The organism is Acidovorax sp. ACV02 (assembly GCF_014851475.1).
GTDB classification, from domain to species: Bacteria; Pseudomonadota; Gammaproteobacteria; order Burkholderiales; family Burkholderiaceae_C; genus Acidovorax; species Acidovorax delafieldii.
This window is the reverse complement of record NZ_JACUZU010000004.1, coordinates 252,935-265,927: the sequence shown is the minus strand read 5'-3', so window position 1 is coordinate 265,927 and position 12,993 is coordinate 252,935. Positions and strand designations below refer to the sequence as shown.

Sequence of the window (12,993 nt, the reverse complement as noted above, 5' to 3'; positions counted from 1 at the left end):
GTTGCCGGATTGTGGTCCAGCAGCCAGCTCACACCGGGGCAGGTGAACCCCTATAGCGCCGGTGTTTAGAGGGCTGCGCCTATGTCAGCGCTCCCCGTGCATCCACCCGGATGATGCGCTCCACCGTGCCGGCCGCCAAACCGCCGCGCACGCCGATCAAAAAGTCATGCAGATTGACCGTGGGATCGCAATGGCCAGGGATGAGCCAGAGCATGTGTCCCAGGCTGGGCAGGCGGGCATCGGGAGCGTCTGCGTAGAGCAAGCCATGCTCGTCGCCCCCGTTGGCATAGCGCAGGGTGCGGTCGGCGGGCAGCAGGGCCACCGTGGGCAGGCCGGAGTCAATGGCGTGGCTCTTGTGACCGGCGTCGCACACCGCGTGGGTGTCGCGCACCGACACCACCTGGGTCTTGACGTACAGCGCATGTTCAAACGCGGGCTGCGCAGGATCGCGTTCGTTGCGCGCGTAATCTGCGTCCATGAACAAGAACGAGCCCGCCTGCAACTCGCCAAACACGCCGCTGGCGGCCTCATGAACCAGGGTACCTGTGCCTGATCCGGTGATCAGCGGCACGGGCAGCCCTGCGGCTTCGATGAGCTGGCGCGTGTGATCCGCCGCGCGAACGACAGCGGCGATGGTCTCGCGCCGACCCACGCTGCTGGCCAGGTGCTGGGCGCGCCCATGGTAGGCCTGCAGCCCCGCAAACCGCAGGCGGGGGCTGCGCGACACGGCCAGCGCGAGCGGTACGGCGGCCTCGCCCGGCGGCACGCCGCAGCGGCCCTGGCCCACGTCGATCTCGACCAGCACATCAATGCCCGCGTCGCTGCCGTACTGCGCCATGGCTTCGGCCAGGCGTTCGATGCCGTCGATGTGGTCCACGGCCACGCCCAGGCGACCGCCGTGTGCCGCCAGCAGCGCCGCCAGCCGCGCCACGCGGTGCAGCTTGGGCATGGCAATGACCTGGTTGGTGATGGTGATGTCATCGACCCCGCCAGCGGCCAGCGCCTCGGCCTCAGCGACCTTCTGCACGCACACGCCCTGGGCGCCAGCGCGTTGCTGCAGCAGCGCGAGTTCGGCGCTCTTGTGCAGCTTGGCATGGGGGCGCCAGCGCACGTGGTGCTTGCGCGCGAAGTCGGCCATGCGCTGGATGTTGCGGTCCATGGCATCCAGGTCCACCACCAGGGCGGGGGTGTCGATAGCGTCCACCCGCTGGCCGATGGTGGATTGCAATTCAGGCGTGGTTTTCATCGCGCACGACAATCTGGTCAAGGTGTTGGGTGTCCGCCCAGCCGACGAGGGTGAGGCCGTCAGGCGTCCACAGCAGGCGGTTGATGGCGGCGTTGGAGAGTTGCCAGGTGCGTGGCGCCTGGATGTCCTGGCGCGTGGCCAGGCGGTACAGCACATCGAGCACGCCGCCATGCGCCACCATCACCACCTGCTCGCCCACATGCTGTTGCGCCAGCGCGGTCACGGTGCGTTCGATGCGGTCACGCAAGGTGACGAGGGATTCGCCGCCCTCGGGCGTGTAGTGGGGGTCGCGCTTGCGCCAGCGCAATGCGTCCTCGGGCAGTTCGGCCTCGATCTCGGCAAACGTGCGGCCCTGGAAGTGCCCGAAGCTGCGTTCGCGCAAGCCGGGCTCGGTCTTCAACGGGGCGCCTGTGGTGTGGGCCACGGCCTGGGCGGTGGCGTGCGCGCGTTGCAGGTCGCTGGAGTAGATGGCTGCAATCGGCTCGCCCACCAGGGCCTGCGCGACCTGGGCGGCCTGCCACAGGCCGGTGTCGTTGAGCGGGATGTCCAGGTGGCCCTGGATGCGGGTGTCCACGTTCCAGGCGGTTTCGCCGTGGCGGATGGCAACGATGCGGGTGGCGTGCATGCAATAGACAGGCGTAGAGGGAATCAGTGTGAGGGCGGAACCAATGGCAGGCGTACTTGCCGTGGCCCCTCGGGCGGCTTCGGAAAGCCGTTGAGTGCGGCGTCGAACAGCACGCCATAGACGGCCGGATCGCTCACCCACACATCTTCGTGCACGGCGGAGGTTTCGTACACGACGGCCTGGGTGCTGGCGTCGCGCATCACGATGCTGACCGCGCGGCGGTGCAGGGGCGTGGGCTCGCCAAAACGCCACATGCCATGCACCCCCCAGCCCCGTCCATACCAGCCGCCCATGCCCCAGGGGCCGGGGCCGTAAGGGCCGTACGGGCGGAACGGGTCATAGCGCGGCACGGCGTCGGCCTGCACGCCCAGCTGCACCAGCAGGCGGGGCGCAGCATCGTCGCGCTGCAGGCCCGCGCGGGCCAGGGCCTGTTCGGCCAGTGTGGTGATGGTGTCGAACGAAGGGGCCTGCTGCGAAGGCAGGCGCTCAATGCGGTACGTGGCAGGTGCGGGCACTGCCGCCAGCGTTGAGAAGCTCTGCACCTGGCCCTCCACCACGCGGGTGGTGCTGCAGCCTGCGAGCAGGGTGACGGTGAGGCCCAGGAGCAGGGCGGGAATCCATCGGCGTTGTGTCATGGTCAGAGTGTCCTGAAACAAGGATCTCCGTGAGAGTGCCGCTGGCCCCGGCAGTTCACGACAGTTGCACCACCTGCACGCCGGGCAGCGATGGCGATGACGCCGCAAACTCTTCCTTGTCAAAGGCCTTGTCGCCGTCTTCGCTGGCGATGCCGGTGGCCTTGGCGTTCTTGAAGTCGTACAGGCTGCCGTCCAGCAGGTGCGAGGGCACCACGTTCTGCAGGGCGTTGAACATGTTCTCCACGCGGCCGGGGAAGCGCTTTTCCCATTCGCGCAGCATCTCGCCCACCTGCTTGCGCTGCAGGTTCTCTTGGCTGCCGCACAGGTTGCACGGGATGATGGGGAAGTTGCGGTGCGCAGCCCAGCGGGCGGTGTCTTTCTCGGCCACGTAGGCCAGTGGGCGGATCACCACATGCTTGCCGTCGTCGCTGACCAGCTTGGGCGGCATGCTCTTCATCTTGCCGCCAAAGAACATGTTGAGCAGCAGCGTCTGCAGGATGTCGTCGCGGTGGTGGCCCAGCGCGATCTTGGTGCAGCCCAGCTCATCGGCCACGCGGTACAGAATGCCTCGGCGCAGGCGGCTGCACAGGCTGCAGGTGGTCTTGCCCTCGGGGATCAGCTTCTTGACGATGCTGTAGGTGTCCTCGTTCTCGATGTGGAAGGGCACGCCGGTGCTGGCCAGGTACTCGGGCAGCACATGCTCAGGAAACCCCGGCTGCTTCTGGTCCAGATTCACGGCCACCAGGTCAAAGTGGATGGGCGCGCGGGCCTTGAGCTTGAGCAGGATGTCCAGCAGCGCGTAGCTGTCCTTGCCACCCGACATGCACACCATGACCTTGTCGCCTTCTTCAATCATGTTGAAGTCGACGATGGCCTTGCCGACTTCGCGGCACAGGCGCTTTTCCAGCTTGTGGGTTTCACGCTCGATCTTCATGCGGGCGGCGCCGCTGGCGGCTGCTTCAGCAGGCTCGTCGGCCCAGCCGACGGGGGCGGAGAGAGCGGGGTTGGTGGTTGGGGCTTCGTTCACTACGGTGCTCATGGGGTCACCACTGTCCTGTCTCGACGCGAATGGCCACTTCGCAGTCGTCAAAAATTTCGAGTTTGGCAATCTTCACGCGCACGCCCAGCACGCCGGGCAGTTGCATCAGGCGGTTGGCCAGCTTGCCGATCAGGCTCTCCAGCAGGTTGACATGCTCGGCCGTGCACTCGTCGATGATGATCTGGCGCACACGCCGGTAGTCCAGCACATGGCCAATGTCGTCGTCGCGCGGGGCCAGCGGCTGCACGCCCAGGCTCAGTTCGGCATCGACCTGGATGGGTTGCGGGTCGGTCTTCTCGTGGTCGAGGATGCCCAGGTTGGCATCGAAGCGCAAACCGGTGAGCGTCAGGATCTGCGTGCCAGTCATCTGGGAAGGGGTCTGTGTCATGGTGGGGGCTCGTTGTGTGCGCAAGCGCTGGGCTCACATCAACGAGAAGTCGCGGTCAAACTTCATCAGGTGCTGGCCGCCATCGACCAGCAGCGTGGTGCCGGTGATGGAACGGTTCTCCAGCGCAAACTTCACCGTGGCGGCCACGTCCTCGGCGGTGGAAGAGCGGCCCAGGGGGCTGAGGGAATGCAGCTGGGCGAACTTTTCGTCGCTCAGCATATGGCTGGTCAATGTGAGGCCGGGTGCCACGCCCACCACACGCACGCGCGGCGCCAGGGCCAGCGCCAGCATGGTGCCGGCGGCTTCCAGCGCGGCCTTGGAGAGCGTGTAGCTCATGAAGTCGGGGTTCTGGTTCCAGAGCTTCTGGTCCAGCAGGTTGACCACGGCGCCCTGCGCATCGGCCTCACCCGCCGCCACCCGGTCGGCCACATGCTGGTGCAGGGCCTGGGCCAACAGCACGGGGGCGGCGGTGTTGCTGCGCAGATGCTTTTCGAGCGCGGCAAAGCCAAAGGTCCCTACGTTGTCGTGTTCGAACAGCGAAGCACTGTTGACCACCGCGTCCACGCTGCCAAAGTGCGCCACCACGCGGGGCAGCAGGCCGCGCACGGCGGCTTCGTCATCAAAATCGGCCTCAAAATGGGCGCTTGCGCTAGTCAATCTTGCACATTCAGCTACTGTATTGATAGCATCTTGCGCTGACGAGCGGTAGTGCACTGCCACCTGCCAGCCGCCGGCAGCCAGGGCCAGCGCAATGCTGCGGCCCAGGCGCTTGGCGGCACCGGTCACCAGCACGGTGCGGGGGCGGTGGGGAAGGGAAGGGGTGGACATGTGGGGGACAATGCGGGCCGTGACCCAAAGACCCGACAGTTTAACGACCGCCCTGCACCAGCACATCACCCAGGCCATTGCCGCCGAGGGTGGATGGCTGGGTTTTGATCGCTTCATGGCCTTGGCCTTGTACACGCCCGGCCTGGGCTACTACGCCAACTATTCCACCAAATTCGGCGCCATGCCGGAGTCCGGCAGCGATTTCGTGACCGCGCCCGAGATGACCCCACTGTTCGGCCAGACCCTGGCCGTGCAGGTGGGCGAGGCGCTGGTCCAAACTGCTACCTCCGAGGTCTGGGAGTTCGGCGCGGGCTCGGGCGCGCTGGCGCTGCAGTTGCTGGATGCGTTGGGCGATCAGGTGCAGCGCTACACCATCGTTGATCTGTCGGGCAGCCTGCGCGCGCGCCAGCAGGCCAAGCTGGTAGCCCACGCCCACAAGCTGCGCTGGGTGGACGCCTTGCCCGAAAAGTTCAGCGGCGTGGTGGTGGGCAACGAGGTACTGGACGCCATGCCCGTGCAACTGCTGGCGCGCCACGGCGGCCAGCAGGGCGGCGTGTGGCACGAACGCGGTGTGGTGGTGGCCGAAGACGGCCACTTTGTCTGGGCCGACCGCCCCACCGACCTGCGCCCGCCCATCGACATCGAAGGCCCGCAGGACTACCTGACCGAGATCCACGCCCAGGGCGAAGGCTTCATGCGCATGCTGGCCGACCGGCTCACGCGCGGCGCAGCCTTCTTGCTGGACTATGGATTTGGCGAAGATGAGTACTACCACCCCCAGCGCCACATGGGCACCGTGATGTGCCACCAGGGCCACCTGGCCGATGGCGACCCGCTGGTGGCGGTGGGGCTCAAAGACATCACCGCCCACGTCAACTTCACCGCCATGGCACTGGCCGCGCAGGAGGCGGGCCTGAATGTGCTGGGCTACACCACGCAGGCGCATTTTTTGATCAATTGCGGCTTGTTACCCAAGATGGAGCAGTTACCGCAAGCCCAGCGGGCAACAGCGGCCAAATTGATCATGGAACACGAGATGGGCGAGCTGTTCAAGGTGCTGGCTGTGGGCGCGGGCGAGCCATGGGAGCCGCTGGGGTTCAGCCACGGAGACCGCTCGCACCGGCTGTAGGCGGCGCGATGGCGGCCTTGCCGTCCCGTCCTAGGGCAGAGATGGGAAGGCGTTGCTGCGCGGGTTCAGAGGCTCGCGGTCGGTTTGGGACTGCTTTGCGCGGTGTGCCTTGAGGGGGCTCAACGCAGCTGCGCTGCGTCGCCGCCTTGGTCTGCCGCTAGCGTCACCGCATCGCTGCGGTCCTTCAGCCCCACCCCCGTCAGCCCCAGTTGCCGCGCCTCCTGGCACAGCCACCACAGGCGCGCAGCGGCGGCGGCCGGGGGCAGGCCCTCGGGCCGCACGTTGGAGATGCAATTGCGCTGCGCATCGTGGCGCCCCACCTGCGGGTGCCAGGTGAGGTAGATGCCGAGGCTGTCGGGCGAGCTGAGGCCTGGCCGCTCGCCGATCAGCACCGCCACCAGGCGCGCGCCCAACAGCGCGCCCACCTCGTCACCCAGTGCCACGCGGGCCTGTTGGGCAATCACCACGGGGCCCAGCTGCCAGCCTGCGGGCGCCTGTTGGCAAATCGCGCCGATGAGCGGTGGCGCCTGCCGCGCCACGGCCAGGGACGAGAGGCCGTCGGCCACCAGCAGCAGCAGGTCCACGGGGCGGCCGCCGCTGTGCTGATCGCCCAGGACGCGCAGCGCCTGCGCATCGGCGTCGCACAGGCGGCGGCCCAGGTCGGGGCGCAGCAGGTAGGTGGCGCGGTCGGGGGCGGCGCTGTGCACGGGGAGCGTCGCGCAGCCCTGGGCCTGCAGTTGGGCGGCCAGCGCTTCTGCGGCCAGCGGGATGTGCACGGCGTCGCGCGCCTGCGCATGGGCCAGGCCAAAACGCAGCAGCTCGGCCGTGGGCAGGGCTGCGCCCGCACGCCCCAGGGCCAGGCGCGCCTGGGTGTGGGCGCGCAGGTCGTCCCAGGGGTCGGGAGGGATGCCGTGTGGCGCTGGTTCGTGTGTCATGCGCCCAGCCTCCATTGCCGCATTTGTGCCAGCGCCGGGTGTTGATCGTGGGCAGGCAGCAGGCGTCCGCCTGCATCGGTGATGTGCATGCGCTGCAGCCAGGCGCCAAACTCGGGCGCGCACTGCAGGCCCAGCACCTCGCGCAGGTAGAGCGCGTCGTGGAACGAGGTGCTCTGGTAGTTGAGCATGATGTCGTCCGCACCCGGAACGCCCATGATGAAAGTCAGGCCCGCCGTGCCCAACAGCGTCATCAGCGTGTCCATGTCGTCGGAGTCAGCCTCGGCGTGGTTGGTGTAGCAGACATCGCAGCCCAGCGGCACGCCCAGCAGCTTGCCGCAGAAGTGGTCTTCCAGGCCCGCGCGGATGATCTGCTTGCCGTCGTACAGGTACTCGGGCCCGATGAAACCGACCACCGTGTTGGTCAGCAGCGGCGCAAACGCGCGGGCCACGCCGTAGGCCCGCGCCTCGCAGGTCTGCTGGTCCACGCCGTGGTGGGCGTTGGCCGACAGGGCGCTGCCTTGGCCGGTCTCGAAATACATCACGTTGTCGCCCAGGGTTCCACGCTGCAGTGAAAGCGCCGCGTCGCGCGCCTCCTTCAGCAGCGCCAGCGAAATGCCAAAGCTCGCGTTGGCCGCCTCGGTGCCCGCAATCGACTGGAACACCAGGTCCACCGGCGCGCCTTGTTCCACCATCTGGATCGTGTTGGTCACATGCGTGAGCACACACGACTGGGTGGGGATCTGCAGCCGCTCGATCACATCGCCCAGCATGTGCACCAGCCCGGTGAGCGCGGCGATGCTGTCGGTGGCCGGGTTCACGCCAATCACCGCGTCGCCCGCGCCGTACAGCAGGCCGTCGATCATCGACGCCGCAATGCCGCGCAGGTCGTCCGTAGGGTGGTTGGGCTGCAGCCGCACGGCCAGGTGGCCCGGCAGGCCGATGGTGTTGCGAAACCGCGTGACCACGCGGCACTTGCGCGCCACGGCGATCAAGTCCTGGTTGCGCATGAGCTTGCTCACGGCCGCCGCCATCTCGGGCGTGATGCCGGGTGCCACGGCGGCGAGCATGGCGCTGTCGGTGCTGTGGGCCAGCAGCCAGTTGCGGAAGTCCCCCACGGTGAGATGGGCGAGGGGCGCGAACGCGGCGGCGTTGTGGGTGTCGAGGATCAGGCGCGTGACCTCGTCGCTTTCGTAGGGGATGAGCGCCTCGCTCAGAAAGCGCGTCAGAGGGATGTCGGCCAGGCACAGGCGCGCGGCCATGCGCTCCACAGCCGATGTGGCTGCCACGCCTGCCAGGGCGTCGCCCGAGCGCAGCGGCGTGGCCTTGGCCATCACTTCGCGCAGATCGCTGAACTGCCAGCGCTCGCCGCCAATGGTGTGCTGGTAGGCCATGGTGCGTTCTGCCCCCTGTGAATGCCTCAGGCCACTACGATGTGACAGCCCGCTGCCTGCAGTGCCGAGAAGGCGGGCAAGGACCGGGCACCTGCGTCGGTGACCAGCGTGCCCACGTCGGCCAGGCTGGCATAGGTCACGCGGCTGGCTTGTCCCACCTTGCTGTGGTCGGCCAGCAAGATCAGCTCCTTGGCCTGCGCAGCCATGGCGCGGGCCACGGCGGCCTCGTGGTGTTCAAAGCTGGTGGCGCCACTGTGCACGCTGATGCCCACGGGCGAGAGCAGGGCCACATCGGCGCGGTAGCGGTGGATTTCGGCCACGGTGGTGTCGCCGTGCGTGGCCTGCACGGCAGGGTCGGTGCGGCCACCGAGCAGGATCACGTCGTTGCGTGTGTTGCGCCCGGCGTCGGCTGCAGCGAGCTTGAGCGCCACGTTCAGCCCGTTGGTAATGATGGTCAGGCCCGACAGGCTGGACAACGCTTCGGCCAGCAGGGTGGTGGTGCTGCCCGCATCAATGAACAGCGTTTGCCCCGGCTGCAGCAGCTGCAGGGCGGCGCGGGCGATGGCGCGTTTTTCGCGCTCGCGCACCGCCTGGCGCACGGCCAGCGGGGGTTCTGGCTCTGGCCCCTGGGCCACCACGCCCCCGTGCACGCGCCGCAGAATGCCCTGCGACTCCAGCGCGAGGATGTCGCGGCGCACGGTCTCGCGCGACACATCCAGGTCTTGCGCAATGCGCTCCGTGCTCACCCGCGAGAGCGTGGACAGCAGGGTGCGGATGCGGAGGAAACGTTCTTCTTGCAGCATGGGGCGATGTTAGGCGGGCTTGGAGCCTGGGGCGCGTCGGACGCGGCGCTGCGTGCCAAAGTGCAGCAGCAGCGCCAGCGACCCCACCACCGCCATGATGCAGGTAGAGAACGCTGCCGCCTGCGAAGTCAGCCCCGCTTCATCCAGCCGCATCACCGTCACCGCCCCCATGGGCAGCGAGGGCGTGATGAGGAAGATGACCGCCGACAGCGTGACCATGGAGCGCATGAACAAGAACACCAGCACCGCCAGCAACGTAGGCAGCAGCGCGGGCAGGTACACATCGCGCAGCACGCGGGCGGTGCTGCCGCCCAGCACGGTGGTGGCGTCTTCCAGCGTGGTGGGCACGTTGCGCATGCCGGTCATCATGGTCATGAAACCCTGCGTGTGGTAGTGGTAGTAGTTGCACAGCGCCAGCAAGATGGCCGTGCCATACAGCATGCCCCAGGGCCAGGTGGCGGTGTTGAAGGTGAACACATAGGCCAGCCCCAGCACCAGCCCGGGCACGCCCACCGGCAGGGCCGACAGCGCCGTGGCCGCCTGCGCCAGCCGCCCCGGCAGGCGGCGGATGCCAAAGCACAGCACAAACAGCATCGCCGTGCCCACGCTGGCGGCGAGGGCCGAAACCCACACCGAGGTCCACAGCGGCGCATAGCCCCCCGCAATGGTGATGTCGTAGTGCTTGAGCGTGAGGTCCAGCCGGTAGGGCCACAGCCGGATGAAGCTGGCCACCACCACCGTGAGCACCAGGGCCACGATGCTGCCCGCAATGCCCATGCAGGCGATGAAGAATGCGGTATCGCGCCCCGGGCGGCGGGTGGGCGTGGGCGGCAGGGCCGATTCGGCACCTGCCCCGGCACGTTGTGCGGCCATGCGTTCGATGAACACCGACAACGCGGCGGGCGCCAGCAGCAGCATGCCCACCACCGCGCCCATGCCAAACCTCATCTGCCCGCTGACCTGGTTGTAGATCTCGGTGGCCAGTACGGCAAAGTTGCCGCCAATGACCACGGCGTTGCCAAAGTCGGTGATGGTGATGGTGAACACCACAAACCCCGCGCTCAGCAGGCCGTAGCGGGCCTGCGGCAGCGTGATGTCGCAAAACTGTCGCCACGGCGTGGCGCCCAGCACCTCGGCGGCGTCGTACTGCCGGGCATCGCCCTGGCGCAGCGCGGTGCGCACGATGAGCACGGCCTGCGGCAGCGCATAGAGCACGTCCGCAATCAGCAGGCCCCAAAAACCATAGATTTCGGGCCGCACGCCTAGCATCTTGCCCACGATGCCGTTGCGCCCCAGCAAAAAGATGATGCCTAGCCCCAGCACCAGCGAGGGCGCCAGCATGGGCAGGGCCAGCGCACCGGCCACAAAGCGGCGGCCCGGCATGCCGGTGCGCTCCAGCCCAAACGCCACCACAAAGGCCAGCACCAGCGTGACGGCCGTGGTTACGGCGCCCAGCAGCAGACTGTTGGCCAGGGCCCGCCACACGCCCGGGGTGTCGAGCAGCGCGGCGTAGTTGCCCCAGCCGATGCCGCCCGTGTCCTGCACCAGGCTGCGCCAGGCAATGGCCAGCATGGGCACGCCAAAGAACAGCACCAGCGCGGCCAGCGGCAGCAGCAGGCAGGCGCGCAGCAGCCAGCGCTCGCTGGCATGCATGGGCGGCAGGTGTGGGGCGGCAGTGGTGCTCATGCGTGCACCCAGGCGCAGTCCTGTGCACTCACCGAGATGTCCACACTCTGGCCAGCCTCCCAGGTGCTGGCGCTGCTGGATTCGGCCAGCAGGTCCAGGTCGTTCCAGCGCAGCTGCACCCGCTGGATGCTGCCCAGGAAGGTGGTGCCGGTGACGCGGCCCGCGCCCTGCGCGCTGGCTTGCAGCTGCAAGCGTTCGGGGCGGATGCACAGCAGGGCCGATTCGGGCGCCATGCCTTCGGGGGCACCGCCCAGCGCGGGCTGCAGCAGCCGGGCCTGGGCGGGCGGCAGCAGGTTGCTGTGCCCCATGAAGTTGGCCACGAAGCGGGTGCGCGGCGCCAGGTACAGCTCGCGCGGCGAGCCCGCTTGCGCAATGCGCCCGCCCTGCATGCAGACGATGCGGTCGGCCATGGCCAGGGCTTCTTCCTGGTCGTGCGTGACCATGATGGTGGGAATGCCCAGGCGGCGCTGCACCTCGCGCAGCTCATGGCGCAGGTCGGCGCGCACGCGCGCATCCAGCGCCGACAGGGGCTCGTCGAGCAGCAGCAGCGAAGGGTTCACCGCCAGTGCCCGCGCAATGGCCACACGCTGCTGCTGGCCGCCCGACAGCTGCGCCGGGTAGCGCCCGCCATAGTCGGCCAGCTTCACCATGTCCAGCAGCTCGGCCGTGCGCGCCTGCACCACGTCGGGCGGTGTGCGGCGGATGGCCAGGCCGTAGCCCACGTTCTGCGCCACCGTCATGTGCGGGAACAGCGAGTACGACTGGAACACGATACCAAAGCCCCGGTCGCGCGCCGGCAGCGTGGCCAGGTCACGGCCGCCAAGCGTAATGCGGCCGCCATCGGCAGGCAGCAGCCCCGCGATGATGCGCAGCAGCGTGGTCTTGCCGCATCCGCTGGGGCCGAGCAGGCACACGAACTCCGAGGCGCCCACGGCGAGGTGGATGCGTTCGAGCGCGACCTGGCCGTCAAAGCTCTTGTGCAGGTCGGTGATCTGCAGGGACATGGTGTGTGGTCCTCGGGGAGTGCGGTTCAGTGCAGCGGTTCGGTACAGCGGTTCAGCGGCCGATGGTCTTTTGCCAGGCGCTCAGGATCGCGTCGCGTTCCTTGGCGGACTTGGCAAAGTCCATGGGGTAGAGCACCTTGGAGAGGTCGGCGGGCAGGCCTGCCGCTGCAGCCGCCTTGGATTGCGGCACGCCGGGCACGGTGACGATTTCCTTGTACTTGGTGTAGAGCTGCGCCGCGCCGGGCGACAGCGTCCAGTCCAGAAAGCGCTTGGCGTCGGCCTTGTTCTTGGAGCTGGCCATCAGGCCCGAGGCTTCCAGCTCATAGCCCGCGCCGTCAGTGGGGATCACCATCTTGACCGGGTAGCCCTCGTCCACCGACTGCATGGCCGCAAACGCCAGCGAGGTGCCAATCGCAAACTCACCCGCCCGCGCCGCCTTGCAGGGGCGCGAGCCCGACTTGATGTACTGCGCCACGTTGCCGTCCATGGCCTTGATGAGCTTCCAGCCCTCGTCATTGCCGCGCGACTGGATCAGCGCGGCAATCTGCAGGTAGCCCGTGCCCGAGGACACAGGGTTGGGCATGACCACCTCGCCCTTGTAGACGGGGTTGGTGAGGTCCTTCCACGACGTGGGCATGGGCAGCTTCTTGGCCTTGAGCACCTCGGTGTTCACGCAGAACGCGGCCATGTAGCCGGTGGTGGTGAACCATTTGCCATCGGCGGCCTTGTCCTTGGCAGCCAGCTTGTCGCTGCCCTTGGGGCTGTAGGGCTCCAGCAGGGCGGTGATGCGCGGGTCCAGCGTGTTGGTCAGTGCCCAGCCCCAGATCACGTCGTGCTGCGGGTTGGCAGCTTCGGCCAGGATGCGCGCGCCGAGGTCGCCGGTGGACAGGCGCAGCACTTTCACATCCACATCGGGCAAGTCCTTTTTGGCGGCGGCCAGGTATTCCTTGATCTCGTCTTCTTCGAGCGCGGTGTAGGCCGTGACGGTGCCCGCCTGGGCTGCGGTCAGCCCGCAGGCCAAGGCGCCCAGCACGGGCAGCAGGCGCAGGGCGGCAAAGAGGGAGGAGCGAGTGCGCATGAATTTCTCCAGAACGGTGCGTTGCCAAAAAACAGTGCGGGGTCGCCGCAGGCCAGGGAATTTGTTCACCAAGATTGTGCGTTTTATTGCACTTGTGCAAATTATTGTTTTTGCACGAAAATACACAAGCACTAAATATGCCAACCCGTTCATGCCGAGCGGTAGGCCCTTCTTCATTGCCCAAACACTGCCCGGACCTCTTTCCT

The 12,993-nt window shown here is 67.6% G+C and carries 13 protein-coding genes; 1 reads left to right on the top strand and 12 read right to left on the bottom strand.

The features are described from left to right. Window positions 1-79: 79 nt before the first annotated feature. The 6 genes from IB236_RS11775 to IB236_RS11750 are packed head-to-tail and all read right to left on the bottom strand — an operon-like array spanning window position 80 to window position 4,761. The gene (locus IB236_RS11775; RefSeq protein WP_192420894.1) at window positions 80-1,246 is read right to left on the bottom strand and encodes a DSD1 family PLP-dependent enzyme; all 1,167 of its coding nucleotides are present in this window, start codon (window positions 1,244-1,246) and stop codon (window positions 80-82) included. Beyond that, a complete protein-coding gene (locus IB236_RS11770; protein WP_056745541.1) occupies window positions 1,230-1,871 on the bottom strand; it encodes a histidine phosphatase family protein in 642 nt (213 codons plus the stop codon). The genes IB236_RS11775 and IB236_RS11770 overlap by 17 nt, the downstream gene beginning before the upstream one ends. A 23-nt stretch (window positions 1,872-1,894) precedes the next feature. Then, window positions 1,895-2,506 (bottom strand): DUF4136 domain-containing protein, encoded by a 612-nt coding sequence (locus tag IB236_RS11765; RefSeq protein ID WP_121422176.1) that lies wholly within the window; start codon window positions 2,504-2,506, stop codon window positions 1,895-1,897. A 55-nt stretch (window positions 2,507-2,561) separates the two neighbouring features. Continuing rightward, window positions 2,562-3,545 (bottom strand): tRNA 2-thiocytidine(32) synthetase TtcA, encoded by a 984-nt coding sequence (gene ttcA / locus IB236_RS11760; protein ID WP_192420892.1) that lies wholly within the window; start codon window positions 3,543-3,545, stop codon window positions 2,562-2,564. A 4-nt stretch (window positions 3,546-3,549) separates the two neighbouring features. Further along, on the bottom strand, window positions 3,550-3,933 hold the full coding sequence (locus IB236_RS11755; RefSeq protein WP_192420890.1) for a dihydroneopterin aldolase: 384 nt from the start codon (window positions 3,931-3,933) through the stop codon (window positions 3,550-3,552). 33 nt (window positions 3,934-3,966) lie between these two features. Continuing rightward, on the bottom strand, window positions 3,967-4,761 hold the full coding sequence (locus IB236_RS11750) for an SDR family oxidoreductase (RefSeq protein ID WP_116748823.1): 795 nt from the start codon (window positions 4,759-4,761) through the stop codon (window positions 3,967-3,969). A 10-nt stretch (window positions 4,762-4,771) separates the two neighbouring features. Between IB236_RS11750 and IB236_RS11745 the strand changes: the two genes are divergently transcribed. Next, on the top strand, window positions 4,772-5,890 hold the full coding sequence (locus IB236_RS11745) for a class I SAM-dependent methyltransferase (protein ID WP_192421044.1): 1,119 nt from the start codon (window positions 4,772-4,774) through the stop codon (window positions 5,888-5,890). Window positions 5,891-6,009: 119 nt separating this feature from the next. Here the strand turns inward: IB236_RS11745 and eutC are convergent, their stop codons facing one another. From eutC to IB236_RS11715, 6 genes are read right to left on the bottom strand one after another with little or no spacing between them, the layout of a single operon-like run. Further along, entirely contained in the window at window positions 6,010-6,825 is an 816-nt protein-coding gene (gene eutC, locus IB236_RS11740) for an ethanolamine ammonia-lyase subunit EutC (protein WP_192420888.1), read from the bottom strand. Beyond that, window positions 6,822-8,216 (bottom strand): ethanolamine ammonia-lyase subunit EutB, encoded by a 1,395-nt coding sequence (locus tag IB236_RS11735; RefSeq protein WP_056745529.1) that lies wholly within the window; start codon window positions 8,214-8,216, stop codon window positions 6,822-6,824. The genes eutC and IB236_RS11735 overlap by 4 nt, the downstream gene beginning before the upstream one ends. A gap of 26 nt (window positions 8,217-8,242) precedes the next feature. Beyond that, window positions 8,243-9,019 carry a DeoR/GlpR family DNA-binding transcription regulator gene (locus tag IB236_RS11730; RefSeq protein ID WP_056745527.1) on the bottom strand — a complete coding sequence of 259 codons (777 nt, stop codon included), beginning with the start codon at window positions 9,017-9,019 and terminating at the stop codon, window positions 8,243-8,245. A gap of 9 nt (window positions 9,020-9,028) precedes the next feature. After that, window positions 9,029-10,705 (bottom strand): ABC transporter permease subunit, encoded by a 1,677-nt coding sequence (locus IB236_RS11725; protein WP_192420886.1) that lies wholly within the window; start codon window positions 10,703-10,705, stop codon window positions 9,029-9,031. After that, window positions 10,702-11,709, bottom strand: a complete 1,008-nt coding sequence (locus IB236_RS11720) for an ABC transporter ATP-binding protein (protein ID WP_192420884.1) — start codon at window positions 11,707-11,709, stop codon at window positions 10,702-10,704. The genes IB236_RS11725 and IB236_RS11720 overlap by 4 nt, the downstream gene beginning before the upstream one ends. Window positions 11,710-11,761: 52 nt before the next feature. Continuing rightward, window positions 11,762-12,787 carry an ABC transporter substrate-binding protein gene (locus tag IB236_RS11715; protein ID WP_192420882.1) on the bottom strand — a complete coding sequence of 342 codons (1,026 nt, stop codon included), beginning with the start codon at window positions 12,785-12,787 and terminating at the stop codon, window positions 11,762-11,764. Window positions 12,788-12,993 lie beyond the last annotated feature (206 nt).